At 57.1% G+C, this 24,941-nt stretch carries 30 protein-coding genes; 18 read left to right on the forward strand and 12 right to left on the reverse strand.

Annotated elements, in window-relative coordinates:
• From ABLV54_RS02475 to gstA, 7 genes are all read left to right on the forward strand, one after another.
• On the forward strand, window positions 1–292 hold a 292-nt coding region (locus ABLV54_RS02475; RefSeq protein WP_348813580.1), incomplete at its 5' end, for a hypothetical protein.
• The gene (gene rsxD, locus ABLV54_RS02480) at window positions 293–1,345 is read left to right on the forward strand and encodes an electron transport complex subunit RsxD (RefSeq protein WP_048335890.1); all 1,053 of its coding nucleotides are present in this window, start codon (window positions 293–295) and stop codon (window positions 1,343–1,345) included.
• Window positions 1,346–1,355: 10 nt separating this feature from the next.
• Window positions 1,356–1,976, forward strand: coding sequence for an electron transport complex subunit RsxG (gene rsxG / locus ABLV54_RS02485; RefSeq protein WP_032453110.1), 621 nt, complete (start codon window positions 1,356–1,358; stop codon window positions 1,974–1,976).
• 2 nt (window positions 1,977–1,978) lie between these two features.
• Window positions 1,979–2,677 carry an electron transport complex subunit E gene (locus ABLV54_RS02490; RefSeq protein WP_023289925.1) on the forward strand — a complete coding sequence of 233 codons (699 nt, stop codon included), beginning with the start codon at window positions 1,979–1,981 and terminating at the stop codon, window positions 2,675–2,677.
• Between the two features lies 1 nt (window position 2,678).
• The gene (gene nth / locus ABLV54_RS02495; RefSeq protein ID WP_023289926.1) at window positions 2,679–3,314 is read left to right on the forward strand and encodes an endonuclease III; all 636 of its coding nucleotides are present in this window, start codon (window positions 2,679–2,681) and stop codon (window positions 3,312–3,314) included.
• Between the two features lie 602 nt (window positions 3,315–3,916).
• Complete coding sequence (gene dtpA, locus ABLV54_RS02500; protein WP_023289927.1) at window positions 3,917–5,422, forward strand: dipeptide/tripeptide permease DtpA; 1,506 nt, start codon at window positions 3,917–3,919, stop codon at window positions 5,420–5,422.
• 110 nt (window positions 5,423–5,532) lie between these two features.
• Complete coding sequence (gene gstA / locus ABLV54_RS02505) at window positions 5,533–6,138, forward strand: glutathione transferase GstA (protein ID WP_226563955.1); 606 nt, start codon at window positions 5,533–5,535, stop codon at window positions 6,136–6,138.
• A 42-nt stretch (window positions 6,139–6,180) separates the two neighbouring features.
• Here the strand turns inward: gstA and pdxY are convergent, their stop codons facing one another.
• From pdxY to anmK, 6 genes are all read right to left on the reverse strand, one after another.
• On the reverse strand, window positions 6,181–7,041 hold the full coding sequence (gene pdxY / locus ABLV54_RS02510) for a pyridoxal kinase PdxY (RefSeq protein ID WP_226563953.1): 861 nt from the start codon (window positions 7,039–7,041) through the stop codon (window positions 6,181–6,183).
• Window positions 7,042–7,102: 61 nt separating this feature from the next.
• Window positions 7,103–8,377 (reverse strand): tyrosine--tRNA ligase, encoded by a 1,275-nt coding sequence (tyrS, locus tag ABLV54_RS02515; RefSeq protein WP_004175868.1) that lies wholly within the window; start codon window positions 8,375–8,377, stop codon window positions 7,103–7,105.
• Window positions 8,364–8,501: a hypothetical protein gene (locus ABLV54_RS02520; protein ID WP_017901085.1), complete on the reverse strand. Its 138-nt coding sequence runs from the start codon at window positions 8,499–8,501 to the stop codon at window positions 8,364–8,366. The genes tyrS and ABLV54_RS02520 overlap by 14 nt, the downstream gene beginning before the upstream one ends.
• A complete protein-coding gene (gene pdxH / locus ABLV54_RS02525) occupies window positions 8,502–9,158 on the reverse strand; it encodes a pyridoxamine 5'-phosphate oxidase (protein ID WP_032428866.1) in 657 nt (218 codons plus the stop codon).
• A gap of 57 nt (window positions 9,159–9,215) precedes the next feature.
• A complete protein-coding gene (gene mliC / locus ABLV54_RS02530; RefSeq protein WP_032428867.1) occupies window positions 9,216–9,539 on the reverse strand; it encodes a C-type lysozyme inhibitor in 324 nt (107 codons plus the stop codon).
• 92 nt (window positions 9,540–9,631) lie between these two features.
• The gene (anmK, locus tag ABLV54_RS02535) at window positions 9,632–10,756 is read right to left on the reverse strand and encodes an anhydro-N-acetylmuramic acid kinase (RefSeq protein ID WP_226563951.1); all 1,125 of its coding nucleotides are present in this window, start codon (window positions 10,754–10,756) and stop codon (window positions 9,632–9,634) included.
• Window positions 10,757–11,024: 268 nt separating this feature from the next.
• Between anmK and slyB the strand changes: the two genes are divergently transcribed.
• Together slyB and ABLV54_RS02545 are read left to right on the forward strand one after the other, a co-directional pair.
• The gene (gene slyB, locus ABLV54_RS02540; protein ID WP_002907749.1) at window positions 11,025–11,492 is read left to right on the forward strand and encodes an outer membrane lipoprotein SlyB; all 468 of its coding nucleotides are present in this window, start codon (window positions 11,025–11,027) and stop codon (window positions 11,490–11,492) included.
• A gap of 224 nt (window positions 11,493–11,716) precedes the next feature.
• Window positions 11,717–13,078 carry a GGDEF domain-containing protein gene (locus ABLV54_RS02545; RefSeq protein WP_226563949.1) on the forward strand — a complete coding sequence of 454 codons (1,362 nt, stop codon included), beginning with the start codon at window positions 11,717–11,719 and terminating at the stop codon, window positions 13,076–13,078.
• Between the two features lie 34 nt (window positions 13,079–13,112).
• On the opposite strand, the gene slyA is transcribed toward ABLV54_RS02545, so the two are convergent.
• A complete protein-coding gene (gene slyA, locus ABLV54_RS02550) occupies window positions 13,113–13,553 on the reverse strand; it encodes a transcriptional regulator SlyA (protein ID WP_004143833.1) in 441 nt (146 codons plus the stop codon).
• Window positions 13,554–13,725: 172 nt separating this feature from the next.
• Between slyA and ABLV54_RS02555 the strand changes: the two genes are divergently transcribed.
• From ABLV54_RS02555 to ABLV54_RS02565, 3 genes are read left to right on the forward strand one after another with little or no spacing between them, the layout of a single operon-like run.
• Window positions 13,726–13,962, forward strand: coding sequence for a DUF1656 domain-containing protein (locus ABLV54_RS02555; protein WP_032453115.1), 237 nt, complete (start codon window positions 13,726–13,728; stop codon window positions 13,960–13,962).
• 10 nt (window positions 13,963–13,972) lie between these two features.
• Window positions 13,973–14,869 (forward strand): HlyD family secretion protein, encoded by an 897-nt coding sequence (locus tag ABLV54_RS02560; RefSeq protein WP_226563947.1) that lies wholly within the window; start codon window positions 13,973–13,975, stop codon window positions 14,867–14,869.
• Entirely contained in the window at window positions 14,869–16,893 is a 2,025-nt protein-coding gene (locus ABLV54_RS02565; protein ID WP_048335892.1) for an FUSC family protein, read from the forward strand. Before ABLV54_RS02560 ends, ABLV54_RS02565 begins: the two co-directional genes overlap by 1 nt.
• Here the strand turns inward: ABLV54_RS02565 and sodC are convergent.
• The 3 genes from sodC to ABLV54_RS02580 form a co-directional block, all read right to left on the reverse strand.
• Window positions 16,886–17,407 (reverse strand): superoxide dismutase [Cu-Zn] SodC, encoded by a 522-nt coding sequence (gene sodC, locus ABLV54_RS02570; protein WP_023289937.1) that lies wholly within the window; start codon window positions 17,405–17,407, stop codon window positions 16,886–16,888. The genes ABLV54_RS02565 and sodC overlap by 8 nt on opposite strands.
• A 69-nt stretch (window positions 17,408–17,476) precedes the next feature.
• Window positions 17,477–18,373 (reverse strand): aldo/keto reductase family oxidoreductase, encoded by an 897-nt coding sequence (locus ABLV54_RS02575; protein WP_023318436.1) that lies wholly within the window; start codon window positions 18,371–18,373, stop codon window positions 17,477–17,479.
• A 48-nt stretch (window positions 18,374–18,421) separates the two neighbouring features.
• Window positions 18,422–18,664, reverse strand: a complete 243-nt coding sequence (locus tag ABLV54_RS02580) for a DUF1289 domain-containing protein (RefSeq protein WP_017901094.1) — start codon at window positions 18,662–18,664, stop codon at window positions 18,422–18,424.
• A gap of 139 nt (window positions 18,665–18,803) precedes the next feature.
• Here ABLV54_RS02580 and ABLV54_RS02585 point away from each other — a divergent pair, with 139 nt between their 5' ends.
• The 4 genes from ABLV54_RS02585 (at window position 18,804) to rnt (ending at window position 21,821) form a co-directional block, all read left to right on the forward strand.
• A complete protein-coding gene (locus ABLV54_RS02585) occupies window positions 18,804–19,403 on the forward strand; it encodes a TetR/AcrR family transcriptional regulator (RefSeq protein WP_226566150.1) in 600 nt (199 codons plus the stop codon).
• A 51-nt stretch (window positions 19,404–19,454) separates the two neighbouring features.
• Complete coding sequence (locus tag ABLV54_RS02590; RefSeq protein ID WP_044523573.1) at window positions 19,455–20,552, forward strand: alkene reductase; 1,098 nt, start codon at window positions 19,455–19,457, stop codon at window positions 20,550–20,552.
• A gap of 78 nt (window positions 20,553–20,630) precedes the next feature.
• Entirely contained in the window at window positions 20,631–21,038 is a 408-nt protein-coding gene (gene gloA / locus ABLV54_RS02595; protein ID WP_032453119.1) for a lactoylglutathione lyase, read from the forward strand.
• A 135-nt stretch (window positions 21,039–21,173) separates the two neighbouring features.
• Window positions 21,174–21,821 carry a ribonuclease T gene (gene rnt, locus ABLV54_RS02600; protein WP_348813586.1) on the forward strand — a complete coding sequence of 216 codons (648 nt, stop codon included), beginning with the start codon at window positions 21,174–21,176 and terminating at the stop codon, window positions 21,819–21,821.
• A gap of 47 nt (window positions 21,822–21,868) precedes the next feature.
• Here the strand turns inward: rnt and ABLV54_RS02605 are convergent, their stop codons facing one another.
• On the reverse strand, window positions 21,869–22,216 hold the full coding sequence (locus tag ABLV54_RS02605) for a Grx4 family monothiol glutaredoxin (RefSeq protein ID WP_002907768.1): 348 nt from the start codon (window positions 22,214–22,216) through the stop codon (window positions 21,869–21,871).
• Window positions 22,217–22,556: 340 nt separating this feature from the next.
• Between ABLV54_RS02605 and ABLV54_RS02610 the strand changes: the two genes are divergently transcribed.
• Window positions 22,557–23,429 carry a C40 family peptidase gene (locus ABLV54_RS02610; RefSeq protein ID WP_048297647.1) on the forward strand — a complete coding sequence of 291 codons (873 nt, stop codon included), beginning with the start codon at window positions 22,557–22,559 and terminating at the stop codon, window positions 23,427–23,429.
• On the opposite strand, the gene ABLV54_RS02615 is transcribed toward ABLV54_RS02610, so the two are convergent.
• Window positions 23,384–23,869 carry an AraC family transcriptional regulator gene (locus ABLV54_RS02615; protein ID WP_050533385.1) on the reverse strand — a complete coding sequence of 162 codons (486 nt, stop codon included), beginning with the start codon at window positions 23,867–23,869 and terminating at the stop codon, window positions 23,384–23,386. The genes ABLV54_RS02610 and ABLV54_RS02615 overlap by 46 nt on opposite strands.
• Before the next feature lie 481 nt (window positions 23,870–24,350).
• On the opposite strand from ABLV54_RS02615, the gene sodB reads away from it, so the two are divergent.
• Window positions 24,351–24,932, forward strand: a complete 582-nt coding sequence (gene sodB / locus ABLV54_RS02620) for a superoxide dismutase [Fe] (RefSeq protein ID WP_023289943.1) — start codon at window positions 24,351–24,353, stop codon at window positions 24,930–24,932.
• Window positions 24,933–24,941: the final 9 nt, after the last annotated feature.

The raw sequence follows: 24,941 nt of genomic DNA on the forward strand, positions 1-24,941 counted from the left end.
CGACCCGCGTAAAGCCGCGGTGGAAGCCGCTATCGCCCGCGCCAAAGCGCGCAAAACTGCACAGCAGGCCGCGCCGGCGGAAGCCCCGGCGGCCGAGCCGGCCGACCCGCGTAAAGCCGCGGTGGAAGCCGCCATCGCCCGCGCCAAAGCGCGCAAAGCCGAACAGCAGGCCGCCCAGGCGGAAATCGCGTCAACCGCAGCCAATGACGACCCACGCAAAGCGGTCGTCGCCGCGGCGATCGCCCGCGTTCAGGCGCGCAAAGCAACACAGCAGGCAGTTAACGAGGAATAAATGGTTTTCAGAATCGCAAGCTCCCCCTATACCCACAACCAGCGGCAGACCTCGCGCATTATGCTGCTGGTGCTGCTCGCCGCCGTGCCAGGAATTGTGGTCCAGACATGGTTTTTCGGCTGGGGCACCGTCCTGCAGATTGTCCTCGCCGCTCTGACGGCCTGGGCAATGGAAGCCGCTATTCTCAAACTGCGCAAACAGCCTGTTGCGTCCACCCTGAGGGATAACTCCGCCCTGCTCACTGGCCTGCTGCTGGCGGTGAGTATTCCGCCGCTGGCCCCCTGGTGGATGGTGGTGCTCGGCACCGCCTTTGCCATAGTGATCGCCAAGCAGTTGTACGGTGGACTCGGCCATAACCCCTTCAACCCGGCGATGATCGGCTACGTCGTGCTGCTGATTTCCTTCCCGGTGCAGATGACCTCCTGGCTGCCTTCATACGAGATTGCCGCCCATATCCCGGCGTTCAGCGATACGCTGCAGATGATCTTTACCGGTCATACCGCCGCCGGAGGCGACATGGCCAGCCTGCGGCTGGGTATCGACGGCATCAGCCAGGCAACCCCGCTGGATACCTTCAAAACCTCCCTGCATGCCGGACATAGCGTCCAGCAGGTACTGCAGTTGCCGGTTTACGGCGGCGTTCTGGCGGGCCTGGGCTGGCAGTGGGTGAATATCGCCTGGCTGGCGGGCGGACTGTTTCTGCTGTGGCAGAAAGCGATCCGCTGGCATATCCCGGTCAGCTTCCTCGTCAGCCTTGGCCTGTGCGCGACCCTCGGCTGGATCTTCTCGCCGCAGAGTCTGGCCTCGCCGCAGATGCATTTGCTCTCCGGGGCCACCATGCTTGGCGCCTTCTTTATTCTGACCGACCCGGTGACGGCTTCGACAACCAACCGCGGCCGTCTGATCTTTGGCGCCCTCGCCGGCCTGTTGGTGTGGCTTATTCGTAGCTTCGGCGGTTACCCGGACGGCGTGGCGTTTGCCGTTCTGCTGGCGAATATTACCGTGCCGCTGATCGATTACTACACCCGTCCGCGCGTGTATGGCCACCGTTGAGAGAGCGAAGATGTTAAAAACCATGCGAAAACACGGCGTCACGCTGGCGCTGTTTGCCGCCGGCTCCACCGGGCTAACGGCGGCGATCAATGAGTTGACCAAAAGCACCATCGACCAGCAGGCGGCCCAGCAGCAGAAAGCGTTATTCGACCAGGTTTTACCTGCCGACCGCTATAATAACGATCTGCTCAAGAGCTGCTATCTGGTCAGCGCCCCGGCGCTGGGCAAAGGCCAGCATAAAGTGTGGATTGCCAAAAATAACGACCAGCCGATCGGCGCGGTCATGGAAGCCACCGCGCCGGATGGCTATTCCGGAGCGATCCAGCTGCTGGTGGCCGCCGATTTTAGCGGCACGGTCCTCGGCACCCGCGTGACCGAGCATCATGAAACCCCGGGTCTTGGGGATAAAATCGAGCTGCGCCTGTCGGACTGGATCACCCATTTTACCGGGAAAGTCATCCACGGCCAGGGCGACAGCCACTGGGCGGTCAAAAAAGACGGCGGCGATTTTGACCAGTTCACCGGCGCCACCATCACCCCCCGGGCGGTGGTCAATGCCGTTAAGCGCGCAGGCCTGTATGCACAAACGCTGCCTGCGCAACTTCCTGAATTCAGCGCCTGTGGAGAGTAACCATGAGCGAAGTTAAAGACGTCATCGTCCAGGGTCTGTGGAAAAACAACTCCGCTCTGGTTCAGCTGTTAGGGATGTGTCCCCTGCTGGCGGTCACCTCGACCGCCACCAACGCCCTTGGGCTGGGTCTGGCGACGACCCTGGTGTTGACCCTGACCAACCTGACCATCTCCAGCCTGCGCCGCTGGACCCCGGCGGAGATCCGGATCCCGATCTACGTGATGATTATCGCCTCGGTGGTGAGCGTGGTGCAGATGCTGATCAATGCCTATGCGTTCGGTCTGTATCAGTCGCTGGGGATTTTTATCCCGCTTATCGTCACCAACTGCATCGTGGTGGGCCGCGCCGAAGCCTTTGCCGCCAAAAAAGGACCGGCGCTGTCGGCACTGGACGGCTTCTCTATCGGTATGGGGGCCACCTGCGCGATGTTCGTGCTGGGCTCCCTGCGCGAAATCCTCGGCAATGGCACGCTGTTTGACGGCGCCGACAGCCTGCTTGGCAGTTGGGCAAAGGTCCTGCGCATCGAGGTTTTCCATACAGACACTCCTTTCCTGCTGGCTATGCTGCCTCCCGGCGCCTTTATTGGCCTCGGCATGATGCTGGCGGTAAAATACCTTATCGATGAACGTAGCAAGCAGCGGAAGGCGCAGGCGGCCCGGGCCGACTCTGTCGCACCGTCTGACGCGACAGGGAAAGCGTAATATGAACAAAGCCAAACGCCTGGCGATCCTTACCAGGCTGCGGGACAACGATCCCCACCCCACCACCGAGCTGCACTTCAGCTCGCCGTTTGAGCTGCTGATTGCCGTCCTGCTCTCGGCGCAGGCGACCGACGTGAGCGTCAATAAAGCGACAGCCAAACTCTACCCGGTGGCCAATACGCCTGCGGCGATGCTGGCGCTGGGGGTGGAGGGCGTGAAATCCTATATCAAAACCATCGGCCTGTTTAACAGCAAAGCGGAAAACGTCATCAAAACCTGCCGGATCCTGCTGGAGCAGCACAACGGCGAGGTACCGGAGGACAGAGCGGCCCTGGAGGCGTTGCCCGGCGTGGGCCGCAAAACCGCCAACGTGGTGCTAAATACCGCCTTTGGCTGGCCGACGATCGCCGTAGACACCCATATCTTCCGCGTTTGCAACCGCACGCAATTTGCCCCAGGGAAAAACGTCGAACAGGTGGAAGAGAAGCTGCTGAAGGTGGTTCCCGCCGAGTTTAAGGTCGACTGCCATCACTGGCTTATTCTGCACGGCCGTTACACCTGTATAGCTCGCAAGCCGCGCTGTGGCTCCTGCCTGATTGAAGACCTTTGCGAATTCAAAGACAAAGTTTACGCCTGATCGTCTTACTCACGACCATAGCCTAACTTTAGGTTATGGTCCGCATTTACCTATTTAACCCGCCGCTAACACCACATAAACCGCATTTTCATGGGCTATTATCCGGTTATATAACAAACAACCAGCTCATTCATTTTTTAGCGGCGCAAAATTTCTATACATTTGTGATCCAGATCATGCTCGCAACTCGATGTTGAAAGAATGTTATTAAAATGGAAATAAAAGTCAGGCAATACAACGGCTGTTCAAGGATTGCCAGGATAATAAGCCATGAATTTTTAGGATAATGGACCATATCACTACTTTAGTGCGCAATCAGTAGAATATATCGCCTTTACGGGAAAAATGGGCGAATCAAAAAGATAAAAATAGCAGCGATAACGTAACGGTGAAATTTAACTCTGGATAACATTCATATGACCGGAGCATTATACCGCCCTGATTATGTGTAACAGATTATTACAAAGGCCTTGCCTGATGCGCCAGGATAGTGAACATTACCTGCCGTTTTCCCTCCAAGAATAACTATAAAGGCGGCGGTCCAACGAGATTGCGCCCCGAACACCCCCCAGTAAATATGGGATGTAAAAAAAGAGGTATATGTGTCTACTGCAAACAATAAACCAGCAGAAAGCGTGAGTCTGAACGCTTTCAAACAACCACGCGCGTTCTATCTCATTTTCTCGATCGAGTTGTGGGAGCGTTTTGGTTACTACGGCCTGCAAGGGATTATGGCCGTTTACCTGGTAAAACAGCTGGGTATGTCGGAAGCGGATTCCATTACTCTGTTCTCCTCCTTTAGCGCGCTGGTTTATGGCCTGGTCGCCATTGGCGGCTGGCTGGGCGATAAAGTGCTGGGTACCAAACGCGTCATTATGCTGGGCGCTATCGTGCTGGCCATCGGCTATGCGCTGGTCGCCTGGTCCGGTCATGACGCCGCTATCGTCTATATGGGTATGGCGACTATCGCCGTCGGTAACGGCCTGTTTAAAGCCAACCCGTCTTCCCTGCTTTCTACCTGCTATGACAAAAACGATCCGCGTCTGGACGGTGCATTTACCATGTACTACATGTCCATCAACATCGGTTCGTTCTTCTCGATGCTGGCAACTCCGTGGCTGGCCGCGCGTTTCGGCTGGAGCGTCGCCTTCGCCCTGAGCGTGGTGGGGATGGTGATCACCATCATTAACTTCGCCTTCTGCCAGAAATGGGTGAAACAGTACGGTTCGAAACCGGACTTTGCCCCGGTGCATATGGGTAAACTGCTGGCGACCATCGCTGGCGTGGTGGTGCTGGTCGCTATCGCTACCTGGCTGCTGCACAACCAGGGTATCGCACGCATGGCGCTGGGCGTCATCGCGCTGGGTATCGTGGTGATTTTCGCCAAAGAGGCGATGGGCCTGAAAGGCGCCGCGCGTCGCAAAATGATCGTCGCCTTCCTGCTGATGGTAGAAGCGATCGTCTTCTTCGTACTGTACAGCCAGATGCCGACCTCTCTGAACTTCTTTGCTATCCGCAACGTGGAGCACTCGATCCTCGGCCTCGCCTTCGAGCCGGAACAGTATCAGGCGCTGAACCCGTTCTGGATCATGATTGGTAGCCCTATTCTGGCCGCCATCTATAACAAGATGGGCGACCGCCTGCCGATGCCGCACAAGTTCGCTATCGGTATGGTGCTGTGCTCCGGCGCATTCCTCGTCCTGCCTTTAGGGGCGAAGTTCGCCAGCGACGCCGGTATCGTCTCGGTTAACTGGCTGATTCTGAGCTACGCGCTGCAGTCTATCGGTGAGCTGATGATTTCCGGCCTCGGCCTGGCGATGGTCGCTCAGCTGGTTCCCCAGCGTCTGATGGGCTTCATTATGGGCAGCTGGTTCCTCACCACCGCCGGTGCGGCAATCATCGCCGGGAAAATCGCCAACCTGATGGCGGTACCGGAAAACGTCACCGATCCGCTGGTGTCGCTGGAAGTGTATGGCCACGTGTTCCTGCAGATCGGTATCGTCACCGCGGTCATCGCCGCCCTGATGCTGCTGACCGCGCCGAAGCTGAACCGAATGACTCAGGACGACAGCGCGGACGTAAAAGCACGCGAAACCGCGGCAGCCTGACGCCGCAGGGAAAACCAATTATTTTTAAGCCGCTAACGTTAGGTTAGCGGCTTTTTTTTTACCCCTGGCGGGACTAACATACAGAAAACTGCAGCCACGAGGAGTAACGCATGAAACTGTTCTACAAACCCGGCGCCTGTTCCCTCGCCTCACATATCGCCCTGCGCGAAAGCGGCCTGGATTTCACTTTGCAGAGCGTGGATCTGGCAAGAAAAGAGCTGGAAAACGGGGAAGATTATCTGCTGATCAACCCGAAAGGTCAGGTGCCGGCGCTGCTGCTGGATGATGACATCCTGCTTACTGAGGGCGTGGCTATTATGCAGTACATCGCCGATCAGGTGCCGGACCGCCATCTTCTGGCGCCCGTGGGCTCCGTTGCCCGTTACCAGACCCTGGAATGGCTGAACTACGTCGCTACCGAACTGCACAAAGGCTTTACGCCGCTGTTCCGCCCGGACACCCCGGAGGACTATAAGCCCGTTGCGCGCGCGTTGCTCGAGAAAAAACTGCAGTACGTGGATGCCTCGCTGGCGGATAAACAGTGGCTCACCGGCCATCGCTTCACTATCGCCGATGGTTATCTGTTCACGGTGCTGCGCTGGGGCTATGCGATTAAACTGGATATGGCCGCCTGTAGTCATATCGGCAGCTGGATGGCGCAGGTGGCGGCGCGTCCGGCAGTGGCTGACGCACTGGCAGCGGAAGGCTTAAAGTAAGACCAGAGACTGCCCGGCGCTCTGCCGGGCAGAGTCGGAAAGTTACAGTCGGGTGGCGCTGAAGCAGTGCTCCGGCACAGCAATACGATCCTGCGCCGCCACCACCTGCAGTTCATACTCCTGCATGTTTTTGGTGGTCAACATGATCTCGTACACTGCGGCGGTGACGTGCTCAAGCGCGTCGCGCAGGCTGGCGCCCTGCAGCAGTTTCACCAGCAGCAGACCGCTGGTCACATCGCCAACGCCCACCGGCTGACGCAGGCCAAAATCCACCAGCGGCCGGCTGATATGCCAGGCTTCATCTGCGGTCACCAGCAGCATCTCAAAACGGTCCATGCTCATGCCGGCGCGGGAAAGATGCTTAACCAGCACCACCTCCGGCCCCTGGGCAATCAGCTCCCGCGCGGCGGCCACCGCCTCGCTCACGCTGGCGACCGGATGACCGCAGAGGATCTCCAGTTCCACCAGATTAGGCGCAATGATATCGCTTGCCGGCAGCGCATAGCGCACGTGGAACTCCGCCACGCCCGGGGCGACGATGCAGCCCTTCTCCGGATGGCCCATCACCGGGTCACAAAAATACTTCGCCGCCGGATTGGCCGCTTTTACCTGACGCACGATGCCCAGGATTTGCTCGCCCTGTTCAGCAGAGCCGAGATAGCCGCTCAGTACCGCATCGCAGGTCTGCAGCTTATCGATAGCGGCGATGCCCTGGACGATCTCCGTCAGGTGCGAAGGCGGCATCACACAGCCGGTCCATTTGCCGTACTGCGTGTGGTTAGAGAACTGTACGGTATTGAGGGGCCAGACATTGGCGCCCAGGCGGCGCATCGGGAACTCGGCGGCACTGTTGCCGGCGTGGCCAAACACAACGTGAGACTGAATGGCGAGGATGTTCTTCATTTTCTTACCACAACCCTAAAAAGAAAAAGGGCGTGGTTTCCCACGCCCTGGTAGTATTTTTTTATTTCCAGCAGACCAGGCAGTAATTCTTCTTACCGCGGCGCAGCAAGGTGTAGCGGCCGAACAGGCGATCGCTGTCGGCAAAAACATATTCCGGATCGGCCTGTTTTTCACCGTTGATGGTCACTGCGTTAGAGGCGACGGTTTTACGCGCCTGGCCGCGGGACGGCTGCAGTTCGGAATCCACCAGCGCCTGCAGCAGATCGGCGCCCTTTTCCATCTCAATCATCGGCACGCCGTCCTGAGCCAGCTGTTCGAAGTCAGCTTCGCTCAGGTCGCTCAGGTTGCCGTTGAACAGGCTCTCGGTAATGCGTTTCGCCGCTTCCAGGCCCTCTTCGCCGTGCACCAGACGCGTCACCTGCTCTGCCAGCACGTACTGGGCGCGCGGCGCTTTACCGCTGTTTTTATCTTCTTCTTCCAGGGCATTGATCTCTGCGATGTCCATAAAGGTGAAGAACTTGAGGAAGCGATAGACATCAGCATCCGCGGTGTTGATCCAGAACTGGTAGAATTTGTACGGACTGGTCTTTTTCGGATCCAGCCACACGGCGCCGCCCTCGGTTTTGCCGAACTTGGTGCCGTCCGCTTTGGTAATCAGCGGCACGGTGAGGCCAAACACCTGGTTCTGGTGCAGACGACGCGTCAGATCGATACCGGAGGTAATGTTGCCCCACTGGTCGGAGCCGCCAATCTGCAGCGCCACGCCGTGCAGCTTGTTCAGGCAGGCGAAGTCGTAACCCTGCAGCAGATTGTAAGAAAACTCGGTAAAGGAGATGCCCTGATCGTCACGATTCAGGCGCTGCTTCACCGCTTCTTTGTTGATCATCTGGTTAACAGAGAAGTGTTTACCAATATCGCGCAGGAAGGTCAGCACGTTCATGCTGCCAAACCAGTCATAGTTGTTCGCCGCGATCGCCGAGTTGTCGCCGCAGTCAAAATCAAGGAACGGGGCTACCTGTTTGCGGATTTTATCCACCCACTCCTGCACGGTATCCTCGGTATTAAGCTTACGCTCAGCGGCTTTAAAGCTTGGGTCGCCAATCAGACCGGTAGCGCCGCCCACCAGCGCCACAGGTTTATGACCTGCCTGCTGGAAGCGTTTCAGGCATAACAATGGAACAAGATGCCCCAAATGCAAGCTGTCAGCGGTAGGATCGAAGCCGCAATAGAGCGCGATCGGGCCTTGCGCCAGTCGCTCTGCTAACGCTTCCTCGTCCGTCACCTGGGCTACCAGCCCCCGCTCTTGCAATTGTTTAATCAAGTTACTGCTTGCCATCAAATTCTCCATGTATAAACGACTGCACCTCTGCCGGTACACGACTTTTCGCCAGATGCGAAAAGTACATAGAATAAAGCGCCGGCCCTTTCAGCGCCAGCGCTTCGATAACTAATTTCGGCAATTACGGTGCCAGGCGGTCGATTTTCCAGGCGCCGTTATCGCGCTGGTATAAAAAGCGATCGTGCAGGCGATGTTCACCCCCCTGCCAGAACTCCATCTGCTCGATGCTGACGCGGAATCCGCCCCAGAAACTCGGCAGGGGCACTTCACCCTGCTGGAATTTCTGCTTCAGCTCGAGGAATTTGCTCTCAAGGATACCGCGGGCAGAGATCCGGCTCGACTGTTGCGAGACCCAGGCGCCGATCTGGCTGTCACGCGGGCGGCTGTGGAAATATTTGACCACCTCCAGCGTCGACAGGCGTTCCGCTTTGCCGATCACCATCACCTGGCGCTCCAGCATATGCCACGGAAACAGCAGGCTGACCTGCGGGTTATTTTCAATCTGATGGGCTTTGCGGCTGCCGAGGTTGGTATAAAACACCAGCCCTTTTTCGTCGTAATGCTTAAGCAGCACAATGCGCTGATAGGGTTGGCCGCGCTCATCGACGGTGGCAACCACCATGGCCGTTGGGTCGGCGAGTTTCGCGTCGCAGGCCTGACGCAGCCAGCGCTCAAACAGCGGCAGAGGTTCAGCAGGAAGATCGTGGCGACGCAAACCGCCACGGGTGTATTCACGGCGCAAGTGCGCGATTTGCTGGAGTTCGTCGTTATCAGACATGGCCATTGAGGATATAGTCAAAAGGTGGCGTTATTGTGCGCCCCCCGGACAGAAATCTCAACGTTTGGCGGTCTGCAGCTGGCAGTTATCAAGGACGATGCGGTCGCGCTTATAGACGGTGGCGGTATCGCCTTTCGACCAGAAGACATAGACGCCGTCGGTGTAGCGCGCGCCGGAAGCCGACAGCCCCTCTGACAGATTCAGCTGCTGATTGTCATAGATAAAACTAACCTGCTGGCGTTGGTTATTGCGATGGACCGTCAACGGTTTCTGGTCGCATTGATACTCCAGCGTGTCCGTCTGCATCCGCTCGACAAACTGGTTGTAGTAGCTACAGCCCGCCAGCATAAAAGGTACAACTGCGATAAGAATTTTTTTCATTCGTTTGCCTTCGACTTTCCCGGTCACGGAGGGCACTCCGCCCTCCGCTTAACTTGTCCAGTTTACCGGTCGCGTCGTCTTTAAGATTTCAGTTAACTCCGATTCTGCGGCGGGTTAGCAGGGAAAATAGCGCCCAGCACCGTGGCTTCGCTGGCGCCGGTCACGGAGGGCAGATTACCCGGCAGGCCGGCGATCGTGCGCCAGGCCAGCCAGGCAAAGGCCAGCGCTTCCATATCATCGCCGCTGATCCCCGTCTCATCGGTGGTGGAGACTTCGGTTCCCGGCAGCAGGGCCGCCAGACGCGCCATTAACAATGGGTTACGCGCGCCGCCGCCGCACACTAACAAACGCTCGCAGCCGCCGCTTAACAATACCTGCTCACTGATGGTCACGGCGGTTAATTCCGCGAGCGTTGCCTGCACATCCTGCCCGCGCAGCCCAGGATAACGAGCCAGATGCTGCTCCAGCCAGCCGTAATTGAAATATTCCCGACCGGTGCTTTTCGGCGCCGGCAGGGCAAACCATGGATCGCTCAGCATATCCTGCAGCAGCGGCAGGAGCACTTTGCCTTCGCTGGCCCATTGGGCGTCCTTATCGTACGGTTTGCCCTGCTGGCGCCAGATCCAGGCGTCCAGCAACATATTTCCCGGTCCGGTATCATAGCCCCGCACCGGCTGGCCCGGCACCAGCAGCGATACATTAGCGATCCCGCCGATATTGAGCACCATCCGCCGCTCAACGGGGTGCGCCAGCAGCGCATGATGGAATGCCGGCACCAGCGGCGCCCCTTGCCCGCCAAGCGCCATATCCCGGCGACGAAAATCCCCCACCACGGTGACGCCGGTGTGGGCGGCGATCTGGTTGTTATCGCCAATTTGCATCGTATGCGGCGCGTCGCCCTGGGGTTCATGCCATACGGTCTGTCCATGGCAGCCGATGGCAATAACGTCGGTGGGTTTGAGCTTTTCCTGACGCATCAGCGCCAGCACGGCATCGGCAAACAGCCGCCCCAGTCGGGTGTCCAGACGACCTAGCTGTGAAAGGGTCAATGACTGGCCCTGGCAAATCGCCAGAATCTCTTCTTTTATCGCGTGTGGGATGGGCCAGGTGAGACTGGCCTGCTGCGCCACCATGTTTTCATTGATGGCAGCCAAAACGACATCGATACCATCAAGGCTGGTACCAGACATAACGCCAATAAAGCGACCCGATCTCATACGTTGTTCCTTCATTCCATGACCCTTGTATATCCTTCACTCCACCATAAAGTGTCCGCTAATGCTATGTTGTAATAATACTTTTTAACAATAGAGCGACAATTCAGAGAACATCGTAAAGAACCGGCGTTTAGTTAAGGTTGAAGCACCATTAATTATTATTTTTTGTATAGTCCGGAGAGAAGCTATGCCCGCCGACGACTAAATGCCATATAATTAACCGCATGGACGTTCAATTGAACACCTTCGGTGAACAGGAGATTCATAAATGATTTTACGTGTTTTGGCTGTATCGATGATTGGTTTCACGCTCGCAGGCTGCGTGAGCAGCAGCGGCCTGTCCGGCGATGTTTATTCCGCATCTGAAGCCAAACAGGTGCAGAGCGTGACATACGGTACCATCGTGCATACCCGCGCCGTACAGATCCAGAGCGGCGACGACAGCAATGCCATCGGGGCGATTGGCGGTGCGGTGCTGGGTGGGTTCCTCGGGAATACCATCGGCGGCGGTACCGGACGCTCTCTGGCCACAGCGGCAGGTGCGGTCGCGGGCGGCGTAGCCGGTCAGGGCGTGCAGGGCGCGATGAATAAAACCCAGGGCGTGGAACTGGAAATCCGTAAGGATGACGGCAATACCATTATGGTGGTGCAGAAACAGGGCAGCACCCCGTTCTCCGTGGGTCAGCGCGTGGCGATTGCCGGCAGCGGCAGCCAGGTCACCGTCTCTCCTCGATAATCCCTCTGACGATGCGGCCAGTTGTGCCGCATCGTATTATTCCTCTGCATTTATTACCCCCTAATAGCTTCGCATTAGCATTCAGACATCTTAATTTTTGAATTGCATTAATCATTGCGCCTGCGCAATATTTTATCAGTCATCCCCGACTACTCTTCTGCACATTACTCTTTTTATGTCGACGCAATATCGTTGCCCTTGCTTTTCCCTGTGGAATATTGTCTATGCCCAAACACATGAATCATGTCGTTAAACGTCTTATCGTTTATATTTGTATTTGTTTACTGGCCGGGGTCGGCATGACCGGGTTGATGGACTTTTTTCACACCAGATTCAACAGCACTTCATCTACACTATTTCCTCTGCTGACCAGTTTTCTGATGGTGTTTCATATCACTATTGCCTGTTTTATGGGCATGAAATACTGGAGCAGCAAGCGTCGCCTGTATCTGACCCCTGTCGCTTTTGCCTTTGCCTGTTCGGCGTTGCTGATGCTGGGCACGCTCAGCAGCTATCCGGACTGGCTCAGCTGCAATCCCTCTCCGGTGGTGAAACAAAACGACGCCGTCATATATTATTTCTTTCGCAATATAATGATGGCCGTCTTATTCATGTCATCAATTATTTTGTATTACTTCCGCCGGCGCATCATGCATTCCTGGAAAGCCCATGTAATGACTTTCGCGGCATGCATTGTTCTTACATTAACCATTATTTTTTTATCATGGCTGTACTCCAGCCACTCGCCGAAGCTGAGCATCAATTTTATCGACGACCTGAATCATACTTTCACCCCGCTGTGGCAAAGTATTATCAGCTGGCTGCTGATGGCAGTCTGGTTTATCACGCTAATATTAATAATTTGCTTGAGCAAACTGCGCAATATTTTCTGGTATAGCGGCGCTTTTTTTTGCAGCGCATATTTGTTCACCCTCTTCCGGCTGCTCTCTACCGTTGGGGAACTCGATCAGGCCTGGTATCAGGCGCGTTTTTTTGAAACGCTGTGCACCCTGTTCCTGATCCTGGTGCTGCTGGTCGACGTCTTTATCCTCTATCGGGAGTCTAACCACAAGTATGTCAACTCCTACCAGAATTCGATCCGCGACCCGCTGACCCGCCTCTATAACCGCAGCTTCTTCTATGACACCCTAAACCAGCAGCTGGCGAAGGTGAAGGCCCAGCATCCGCTGTCGGTGATTATCAGCGACCTCGACCATTTCAAACGCATCAACGATAACTACGGCCACATCGCCGACGACAAGGTGATCCAATTTGCCGCATCGGTGCTGGACAGCCATTCGCGCAAGGATGATGTCGCCGCCCGCATCGGCGGTGAGGAGTTTGCCCTGCTGCTGGTCAACACCTCAGAGAACGAGGCGCAGGCGATCGCCGAGCGCATCCGTCTGGCGGTCAGCGCCGAGCAGACCGCTCTGCCAGAGCGGATGACCATCAGCATGGGGGTGTATACCTCCCATGACAGAAGTGTGACGGCGGAGGAGTGCGTCCAGCGTGCGGACGAAGCCATGTATGAAGCAAAAAACAGCGGACGTAATCGGGTGGTGATCTGGCGACGCCAGGGTGGGTAAAAAAAGGCCCGGGATAACCCGGGCCGCAAAAGGATTAATCTTTTGCCTGGAGATCGAGGATATTTTGTTCAAGTTTACGAATTAAGTGGAGCAACGTCTCCACTTCCTGCTTCGAGACCCCCGAGAGGATTTCATCGCGGGTCTTGCCTATCACCTCTTCCATCTCATTGATCAGCGGTTCGGCTTTTTCAGTCAACTTGATGCGTTTGGCCCGCCGATCGCTTGCGCAGGTCTGGCGAGAAATAAGCCCTTTCTCCTCCAGCTGATCGAGCGTACGTACCAGCGACGGTTGTTCAATACCGATGGCTTTCGCCAGCTGGATCTGCGACTGCTCAGGCGGCAGCTGGTGGATGTTATGCAGCGTGACCCAGTGAGTCTGCGTTAACTCCAGAGGTTTCAGGCGATGGTCGATTAGCGCGCGCCAGACGCGAACTAAACGTGCCAGATCAGAACCAAGTGGCGATTCCAATTTCATCTCCTTATAATTAGCTTGCTAAGTTATTATACTGATTTTAGAATAGTGTGCAGCATTTGAATAATCAAAACAAATGAATTACTTGATTCAACAAAAACCAAAACAATGATTTACACTGTTAAAGAGTAGCACGTCCTGAGGTTATCCCTGTTATGGCAAAGGATTTTTGCTTGTGAAACTGAGTCTTAATTCATCCGGATTGCCGCTGCAGGACCTGATGTTCGGCGCATCCGTCTATTTCCCTCCGTTGTTCAAAGCCGTCTTGCTGGGCTTCTTTATCTGGCTGTTTTTACATCGCCAGCTGCGTGACTGGATGTATGCGGGCGACATCTGGCATCCCCTGCTGATGGATCTCTCCCTGTTCGCGCTCGCGGTCTGTCTGGCCCTGCTGTTATTGATTGCCTGGTGATCTACCTGCTATGAAAAAATTAAAATATTTGTCAACGCTGTTGGTGGCGGCCATCGCACTGGTTGCCGCGTGGTTGTTATGGAATTTCTACACTCAGTCCCCCTGGACCCGCGACGGGAAAGTGCGCGCCGAGCAGGTCGGGATCACCCCTCAGGTCTCCGGCAGTATTCTGCAGCTTAACGTGGCCGATAACCAGCGGGTCAAGGCCGGTGAAGTATTGTTTACCATCGACGACACCCCCTACCGCATTGCGGTGCTGAACGCCCAGGCGCAACTGGCGAAAGCGCAAGCTGAGGTGGCGAAAGCGCAGGCGGAGCAAAGCAAAGCCGCCAGCGAGGCCCGCCGTCGCAGAAACCTGTCGCAGAATGCCATCTCGGCTGAAGATCTTGAAAACGCCAATACCGCCCTGAATACCGCCACCACCACCCTGGCGGCCGCCAGAGCGGGAGTCGGTGTCACCGAGGCGGCGCTAAAGCATGCGCAGTGGCAGCTCAGCCAGACGGTAGTTAAAGCGCCGGTGGACGGCTGGGTGACTAACCTCTCCACCCGGGTCGGCGATTACGCCACCACCGGCCATCCGGTCTTTGCCCTGGTGGACAGCCATTCGTTCTATGTGCTGGGCTACTTTGAAGAGACCAAACTGCGCCATATTCGCATCGGCGATCCGGCGCAAATCATTCTCTACAGCAATCAGCAGACGCTGCAGGGGCATGTCGCCAGCATCGGTCGCGCGATTGTTGACCAGAGCGTGGAACAGGGAAGCGGGCTGGTGGCCAATATCAAACCGAATATCCCCTGGGTCCGCCTCGCCCAGCGCGTCCCGGTGCGGATTGCCTTTGATAGCTTGCCGGCCGATGTCACTCTGGTCTCCGGCACCACCTGCACCGTCTCGATCGGCGGACAGTGATGAATCTGCAGACCCTGTCATGGCGCACGCTGCCCTGGGTTAAAGCCACCCGACCGCAGTGGCGATACGCGCTGCGTAACGGCATCGCCATGTGTCTTGCGCTGAGCATCGCCTACGCGCTGGATCTGGATGAGCCCTACTGGGCGATGACCTCCGCGGCGGTGGTCAGCTTTCCCACCGTCGGCGGGGTGATCAGTAAAAGTTTCGGCCGCATTGCCGGCAGCCTGCTCGGCGCCTGCGCCGCCCTGCTGCTGGCGGGTCATACGCTCAACGATCCCTGGCTGTTCCTGTTCAGTATCTCCGGCTGGCTGGCGCTCTGTACCTGGGCCTGCGCCCTGTTCACCAACAACGTGGCCTACGCCTTTCAGCTGGCGGGCTATACCTGCGCCATCATCGCCTTTCCGGTGATTAATATCAGCGACAGCTACGAGCTATGGGTGATTGCCCAGTCGCGCGTCTGCGAAGTCATCGTCGGGATCCTGTGCGGTGGGTTGATGATGATGATTCTGCCCAGCACCTCCGATGGCAGCAACCTGCTGACGGCTCTGAAAACCATGCACGCCCGCCTGCTGGAGCACGCCAGTCTGCTGTGGGTACCGGAAACGACGGATGCTATCCGCACCGCCCATGAAAGCGTAATTGGCCAGATCCTGACCATGAACCTGCTGCGCATCCAGGCCTTCTGGAGCCACTACCGCTTCCGTCGGCAGAATCCCCTGCTGAACTACCTGCTGCACCAACAGCTCCGAATGACCAGCGTCATTTCCAGCCTGCGGCGTATGCTGCTGAACTGGCCTGATGCCCCGGCCAATACCCGCCAGGTGCTGGAGTCGTTGCTTGCGGAGCTCGCCACCGCCCATGCTGACAGCTATCACGTCGCCCGCATTCTGGCGCCGCTGGCGCCGCCGCCGGGCGCGGATTACCGCCACCTCGCCTTCTGGGCGCGGTTACGCTATTTCTGTCGCATTTATCTGGAAAGCAGCCGCTGGATCCGCCGGGTTGAAAATGCCTCAGCGATCGCCGAGTTCAATGTTCCTTCCGCACCCGCGCTGACCCGCCACACGGACCAGGCGGAAGCCCTGCTCAACGGCATTCGTACCTTTTGCGCCCTGGTGGCGATAGGCGCGTGGGGGATCAGTACCCAGTGGACCAGCTGCGCGGCGGCCCTGACCCTGGCCTCCATCTGCTGCGTACTCTACTCGGTGTCGGCCTCGCCGTTTCGCTCGCTAACCCTGCTGATGCAGACCCTGGTCCTGCTGTCGGTGTTCAGTTTTGTGGTGAAATTTGGCCTGATGGTGCAGATCACCGACCTGTGGCAGTTCCTGCTGTTTCTGTTCCCGTTGCTGACCACCATGCAGTTACTCAAGCTGCAGTGGCCAAAATTTGCCGGCCTGTGGGGGCAGCTTATCGTCTTTATGGGCTCGTTTATCTCCGTCACCAACCCACCGGTGTACGACTATGCGGCCTTTTTCAATGACAATTTAAGCAAGATTGTCGGCGTGGGCTTTGCGTGGCTGGCTTTTGCGGTGCTCAGTCCCGGCTCGGACGCCCGCAAAGGGCGACGGCACATCAGAGCGTTACGGCGTCACTTTGTCGATCAGCTCAGCCGCCGCCCCCAGCACAGCGAGCACGAATTTGAATCGCTGGTATATCACCACGTCAGCCAGCTCAGTCAGAGCCAGGATGCGCTGGCCCGCCGCTGGCTACTGCGCTGGGGGGTGGTCTTACTGAACTGCTCCCACGTGGTCTGGCAGCTTCGCGAGTGGGAAACCCGCTCCGATCCGCTCGCCCAGGTGCGCGATCTGTGTATCAACCTGCTGCGCGATGTCATGAGCGAGCGCGGCGTGCAGCAGCGGCCGCTGGCCACCACGCTGCAGGAGCTGCTGCGGATCTGCGAGGTTCTGAACCACCATCATCAGCCGGCGGCCCGGGAGCTGGCCGCCGCGATCTGGCGACTGTATTGCGCGCTATCGCAGCTGGAACAGGCTCCGGTCGCCGGAACGATTGGCGAAAAGATTACTTAATCACCCCGCAGGCAAACCGTTCGCCGCCGCCGCCCAGCGGCTGCGGACTGTCGGCCATATTATCGCCGCCGACATGAACCATCAGCGCTTTGCCTTTCACTTCCGCCAGCGTTTTCAGACGCGGAGCGATAATCGGCTGGTCAGCCACGCCCGCGTCGTTGACCACCAGCAGGGGCAAATCGCCAAGATGTCCGGTGCCCAGCGGCCCTTCATGTTTACCGGTATGTTGCGGATCGTAATGTCCGCCCGCCGCTCCGGCGGCTACGGCTTTGCCCTCTTTCATCGCCGGCTGGCAGCTGCCTTCAGCATGGATATGAAAGCCGTGCTTGCCCGGCGGCAACGCTCGCAGATCGGGAGCAAATTCGAGTCCGCGGTCGGTTTCAGTGATTTTTACACTGCCGATGGATTGACCAACGCCCTGGCTGGTCACGAGATTAAGTTGCACATCTTCACTAACGGCCTGCGCGCCAGCGCAAAATGCGAGGGAAAGGATAGCGAGAATACATCGTTGCATAACACCTCCGGATGGCTGTCTCCCTGTTAAGTGTAAACCAGGAACAGGTTTCCGGAGGCGAAATGCCGGTTATGGCACGTCGTAACCGAGCGCGGCTTTGCGGATACGGAACCACTGCTGGCGGGTCATACTCAGCTTTTCAGCCACAATCGCCGAGCGCACGCGCTCAATTTTGCCCGAGCCGATAATCGGCAGCGGTTGCGATGGCAGGCGCAGCACCCAGGCATAAACCACCTGCTCGATGCTGTCGGCGTTAAGCTCGTGGGCCACCTGGGCCAGCTCGTCGCGCAGCGGCTGAAAGCCCTCTTCATTAAACAGGCGGCCGCCGCCGAGGCAGGACCAGGCCATCGGGCGAATACGCAGCTGCTGCAGCTGATCGAGGGTACCGTCGAGCAGCAACGGCTGATGCACCGGCGAGATCTCCACCTGGTTGGTAGCAAGCGTAAACGGCAGGCGCGACTGCAGGAGGGTGAACTGGGCAGGGGTAAAGTTCGAGACGCCGAAATGACGTACTTTGCCGCTGTGATGCAGCGCGAGGAAGGCTTCAGCCACCTCGTCCGCGTCCATCAGCGGATCCGGCCGGTGGATCAGCAGCAGATCGAGATGGTCCGTCGCCAGATTACGCAGCGATTGCTCAGCGCTGAGCACGATGTGGTCCCGGTCGGTAATGTAGTGACCGATGGTGTTTTCAGCGCGCGCCCGGGTGGCAATGCCGCATTTGCTGACAATTTCCATTCGGCTACGCAGATGCGGCGCCAGCTTCAGGGCTTCACCAAAGGCGGATTCGCACTGGTAATCACCATAGATATCGGCGTGATCGACGGTGGTAATGCCTAAATCGAGATGCTGTTCGATAAAGCCGACCAGCTCGCCTGGCGACATTTTCCAGTCCATCAGACGCCAGTAGCCCATCACAAAACGCGAAAATTCCGGCCCCTGGGGAGCCATAGCAATACGCTGAACCATAACCGCTTCCTCAATAAAAAAGTGCTCTGAGTATACGTAATTTTTGGCTTAAAACAGTGAGGGTTGCTGCGGTTCTTCCGCCGCCTCTGGCCTGTTTGCGCGGATTTTGCGCAGCAGGCGTTGACGGCACAGACGCAATACCTCCTGTTTCTGCGCATCGCTCATCGTTTGCCAGTTAAAACGTTCCTCACGGCTACGGAAACAGCCGCGACAGTAGCCGCGCTCATCGGTCTGACAAATTCCCCGGCACGGGCTCTGCACCGGGAAAAACTCTAACTGCTCTGCCACCACACGCCTCCTGTCCCCTCATCTCCTTTCATTGAAGACGTTTCCCCGCGCTGACGCAAATTTTGTTCACTACGTGCTGCGCCAGCTAACATTTTTGCGCCGGGTCTTGCATTAGACCAATCGGTCTACTACAGTGTGCCCCATGAACAGACACAGCGATTGCGATACCCGAGAACATATTCTGGCCACCGGCGAGCGGCTTTGCATGCATCGCGGTTTTACCGGCATGGGCTTGAGCGAACTCCTGAAGACGGCGGAAGTGCCCAAGGGCTCTTTCTATCATTACTTTCGCTCTAAAGAAGCCTTCGGCGTCGCCTTGCTGGAAAACCATTTCGCCGGATATCTGCAGCGCCTGGTCGAGCACTTCGCCCATGGCGACGGCAACTATCGCGATCGGCTGCTGGCCTACTATCAGCACACGCTGAATCAGTTTTACCAGCAGGGAATTATTAGCGGGTGTCTTACCGTCAAGCTGTCGGCAGAGGTCTGCGATCTGTCGGAAGACATGCGCACCGCCATGGACCACGGCGCCAGCCAGATCATCGCCCTGCTGGGCGACGCGCTGGAGAAAGGACGTCAGGAAGGCAGTCTGACATTTAACGGCGAGGCCATGACCCTGTCGCAGGTGCTCTATTCCCTGTGGCTCGGCGCCAACCTGCAGGCCAAAATAACGCGTAGCGCAACGCCGCTGGAGAGCGCCCTCGCCCACGCGAAACAGATTATTGCGGCGCCTGCTGTTTAACAGGCGTTTTTTTCATCAGTTCCTAGACGACCGGTCTACTCAGGAGTCATTATGTCGGAATCAAAATTATTCACCCCGTTGAAAGTCGGTGCCGTCACCGTCCCTAATCGCGTATTTATGGCTCCACTGACGCGTCTGCGCAGCATCGAGCCGGGCGATATCCCTACCCCGCTGATGGGCGAATATTACCGTCAGCGCGCCAGCTCCGGGCTGATCATCAGCGAAGCGACGCAGATTTCCGCCCAGGCCAAAGGCTATGCCGGCGCGCCAGGGCTGCACAGCCCGGAGCAGATTGCCGCCTGGCAGAAAATCACCGCCGGCGTTCACGCGGAAAACGGCCATATCGCCGTGCAGCTGTGGCATACCGGGCGAATTTCCCATAGCAGCCTGCAGCCCGGCGGCGCCGCCCCGGTAGCGCCGTCTGCGCTGAGCGCCGGCACCCGCACCTCGCTGCGCGACGAAAACGGCCACGCCATCCGCGCCGACACCTCGATGCCTCGCGCTCTGGAAACCGAAGAGATCCCGGGGATCGTCGATGATTTCCGTCAGGCGGTGGGCAATGCCCGTGACGCCGGTTTCGATCTGGTTGAACTGCACTCGGCTCACGGCTATCTGCTGCACCAGTTCCTCTCGCCGTCGGCAAACCAGCGTACCGACCAGTATGGCGGCAGCGTGGAAAACCGCGCCCGTCTGGTGCTGGAAGTGGTTGACGCCGTGAGCAAAGAGTGGAGCGCCGACCGGATTGGCATCCGCGTGTCGCCGATTGGCAGCTTCCAGAATGTAGATAATGGCCCGAACGAAGAAGAAGACGCGCTGTATCTGATTAGCGAGCTGGCGAAACGCGGTATCGCCTATCTGCACATGTCCGAGCCGGACTGGGCGGGCGGCAAGCCGTACAGCGAAGCCTTCCGTCAGAAAGTTCGCGACCGCTTCCCGGGCGTGATCATTGGCGCTGGCGCCTACACCGTTGAAAAAGCCAACGACCTGATCAGCAAAGGGCTGATTGATGCCGTGGCCTTTGGCCGCGATTACATCGCCAACCCGGATCTGGTGGCCCGCCTGCAGAAAAAAGCGGCGCTCAACCCGCAGCGCCCGGAGTCCTTCTACGGCGGCGGCGCGGAAGGCTACACCGATTATCCTACGCTGTAATCCCTCCATTGATAGCGGCGACGTATCGCCGCTATACTCAAGGCTCTGATCTATCAAATAAACTGCATAGGGGACATTATGCGCTTACTCCACACCATGCTGCGCGTTGGCGACCTGCAACGTTCTATCGACTTCTATACCAATGTTTTGGGCATGAAGCTGCTGCGCACCAGCGAAAACCCGGAGTACAAATACTCCCTCGCCTTCGTCGGCTACGGCGAAGAGAGCGATACCGCGGTGATCGAACTGACCTACAACTGGGGCGTGGACAGCTATGAGCTGGGCACCGCCTACGGTCACATCGCGCTGAGCGTCGACAACGCCGCCGAAGCCTGCGAGCGGATCCGCCAGAACGGGGGCAACGTTACCCGCGAAGCCGGGCCGGTAAAAGGCGGCAGCACCGTTATCGCCTTCGTGGAAGATCCTGACGGTTACAAAATCGAGCTGATTGAAGAGAAAGACGCCGGCAAAGGGCTGGGCAACTAACCCCCCGACCATAGCGACTTCATTATCCTCGTTCGCCCGGGCGCTGCGGCGCCCGTTGTTTTCACCCCTGCCTGCTGCAAGCCGTGGCAAAATTTGCCATAATGCGCGCTACTTTTTTCCAGCTAAGAGAATCTGATGTCCGAGAACGCTCAACTGAATGGTCTGTGCGACCGTTTCCGCGGTTTTTATCCAGTGGTGATTGATGTTGAAACCGCAGGATTTAATGCCAAAACCGACGCCCTGCTGGAGATCGCCGCCATTACGTTGAAGATGGATGAGCAAGGCTGGCTGATGCCCGATGAAACGCTGCATTTCCATGTTGAACCTTTCGAGGGCGCAAATCTTCAGCCCGAAGCGCTGGCCTTTAACGGGATTAACCCGCACGATCCTGAGCGCGGCGCCGTTAGCGAATACGACGCTCTGCATGCCATCTTCAAAATGGTACGCAAAGGGATGAAAGAGAGCGACTGCAGTCGGGCTATCATGGTGGCGCACAACGCCACATTTGACCACAGCTTCACCATGGCCGCCGCCGAACGGGCGGGGCTAAAACGCAACCCGTTCCATCCGTTTGTCACCTTCGACACCGCCGCGCTGAGCGGGCTGGCGCTGGGCCAGACGGTATTGTCGAAAGCTTGTATTGCCGCGGGTATGCCGTTCGACGGCGCGCAGGCCCACTCCGCCCTCTACGATACCGAGCAGACGGCACAGCTGTTTTGCGAGATAGTGAACCGCTGGAAGCGTCTGGGCGGCTGGCCGCTGCCGGTGGCGACGCCGGAGTGATAAAAAAAGCGACTTCCAGGAAGTCGCTTTTTTACTGACCGCGGGAATTATTCCGCTTTCGGCTCGTCAGTGTGGTATTTCGCCGCTGTCTCTTTGATCAGCTGCTGCAGTTCACCGCGCTGGTACATCTCGATGACGATATCGCAGCCGCCCACCAGTTCACCGTCCACCCACAGCTGCGGGAAGGTCGGCCAATTGGCATATTTTGGCAGCTCGGCGCGGATATCCGGGTTCTGCAGGATATCAACGTAAGCAAAACGTTCGCCACAGGCGGACAGCGCCTGAACGGCCTGAGCGGAGAAACCGCAGCTTGGCAGCTTCGGCGAACCTTTCATGTACAGCAGGATCGGGTTTTCAGCGATTTGGCGTTGGATCTTTTCTAAAGTCGAGCTCATTGTCGTGCTTCCTTAAACTTCTTTCTACGGCAGTAACTTGTCATTGTAGCGTCCCGAGTGCAGGACCGATAATAACATTTTTTTCACTATTCATATTTTATCTTCTGTTGCGCGAAGTTGCCTTAAAAATATCATTTTGCCGTCGCGGGCAGGCGCGCGTTGCGCATTTTCTGTGCGAGGCGGTCAATGTCTGACGCGTTTTCTTGCAATCGTTAACCAATCGACATTTTTGATACAAAAGAATATTAACTTTCCGGGTTTTTATGCTTTAGAATCGTTCCGGTTTGTCATTCATCGTCAGGCATTTGTACATGTCTGTAATTAATCAGGGGATTGCTCAGTGGCGCGGCTAAACAAAATCGCGATATCGCTCTGTGCATTACTGTTCACATCTATCTCATTCACGCCACTGGCTCAGGCTTCAGGGCATACGCACGCCTCCGCCTCGCCGAAGGCGTTGCCCGCGAAAAGCGGCTCAGAGCGCAAGAAAAAAGCAACCAGTCAAAAAAGTAAAACCACCGCTAAAACCACCAGTAAAAAATCCTCGAGCACCCGGCTCCCTACCCGCTCTACCGCAGCAAGCCAAACCGCGCTTCATCGTCAGGCCGCCGGCGCCACGAAAAAATGCGTGCTGCGTAAAGGGTATAAAAAGCAGTGCGCAAAAACGGTGGCCGCCAGCGCCGAGCCGGCCCTGGCGCTGAACAGCGTCAAAAGCAAATGCGTGGTGCGTAAGGGCTATAAAAAACGCTGTAAACCTGAGGCCAGCGAAGCGAATCTGACGATCGCCGACGCGCATAAGGTCCGGGTGCAAAAAGCGCAGAGTACCGCCATGAACAAACTGATGGGCCAGCTGGGTAAACCGTATCGCTGGGGCGGCACCTCGCCGCGCACCGGGTTCGACTGCAGCGGGCTGGTCTATTACGCCTACAAAGATCTGGTCAAGATTCATATCCCGCGTACCGCCAATGAAATGTACCACCTGCGCGATGCGCGTCCGGTCGATCGTGACGAACTGCAGAGCGGCGACCTGGTCTTCTTCCGCACCCGCGGACGCGGCACTGCCGACCACGTTGGCGTTTACGTCGGCAACGGGAAATTCATTCAGTCCCCGCGCACGGGGCGCGATATTCAAATCACCTCCCTGAGCGAAGATTACTGGGTACGTCATTACGTCGGCGCCCGTCGCGTCATGACCCCGAAAACCATTCGTTGATCCCGGTCTGCCGCTACGGCGGCAGCCCTCTTCACCTGCGCGTTCTCCGCCCCCACCGTCAGGGGAAACTGCATATTCGCCTCTGTGACCGGCGCTTCCCGACGATAGCGGGTGGGCGACATGCCAAAGTGACGGTGAAAGGTACGGCAGAACGCCGCCTGCCCGTCGTACCCCAGACGTTGGGAAATACTCTGCATGGAGGCCTCGGTCTGCGTTAAGTAGATTGTCGCGATGGTCATCTTCCGGCGGCTGACGTAGCTCGCCAGCGTGCAGCCGGTCACCATGGCGAATTGCCGCTGGAAATACCAGTGCGAGTAGCCGGACTTTTTCGCTATCGCGCTTACCGGCAGGGTGTCAAAAATATGTTCTTCGATCCAGTCAACGATCCCCTGCACGACCGGGATCATTTTCGGGCTTACCACTTCATCTGTTTTTGCCATCGTAGCCATCCTGTGGAAATTGCTGCCGGCGGCTATATTTGTCATACAAATATCAAAATAGACAATGAATTATTGGCATAGCGGCGATTACCTGAAAGCATATCGTCATTAATTATTTGATTTAAAATGATTATTTTCACTCAGTCGTTTGCGCTGCGGGGGGCTTCAGATGGCCTGCTGAGAAATTAACCATCGCGGCGAGAGGCTGGAGACCCAGCCTCCTTTTACTTATACATTTTTGCAACATCTGCGGGCGTCTTAACGCGCCGCTCCGCAGAAAACGGTTAAGCCTTCGGCAATTGCGCCGGCGATAATAGCCTTTATCGTTGTAAGGCTTTTCACTGCCTGCGGCAAATGTTAACATTCTCAATACAATAACAGGCCCGGGACGCGACAGCGTCGGGCGGTGAGAACGCGATTCAGGTGAAAACCTCATCTTGTCAATGTGAGATAAAACAAAAAAGTTATAAGGAGAGTAGCAATGTCGTTTGAATTACCTGCATTACCATATGCAAAAGACGCCCTGGCGCCGCACATTTCCGCAGAAACCCTGGAATACCACTACGGTAAACACCACCAGGCGTATGTCACTAACCTCAACAACCTGATCAAAGGCACCGCGTTCGAAGGTCAATCGCTCGAAGAGATCGTGCGCACCTCTGAAGGCGGCGTTTTCAACAACGCGGCGCAGGTCTGGAACCACACCTTCTACTGGAACTGCCTGGCGCCGAACGCCGGCGGCGAACCGGAAGGCGAGCTGGCGGCCGCGATTGCCAAATCCTTCGGCAGCTTCGCAGAGTTTAAGGCCAAATTTACCGACGCCGCGGCGAAAAACTTTGGCGCTGGCTGGACCTGGCTGGTTAAAAATGCCGACGGCAGCCTGGCTATCGTCTCCACCAGCAACGCGGGTACCCCGCTGACCACCGACGCGAAGCCGCTGCTGACCGTTGACGTCTGGGAACATGCTTACTACATCGACTACCGCAACGCCCGTCCAAGCTATCTGGACCACTTCTGGGCGCTGGTTAACTGGAAGTTTGTTGCCGCTAACCTGGCCGCATAAACGACAAAC

This window comes from Klebsiella sp. JB_Kp042, assembly GCF_040065275.1.
Lineage (GTDB): Bacteria > Pseudomonadota > Gammaproteobacteria > Enterobacterales > Enterobacteriaceae > Klebsiella > Klebsiella quasipneumoniae.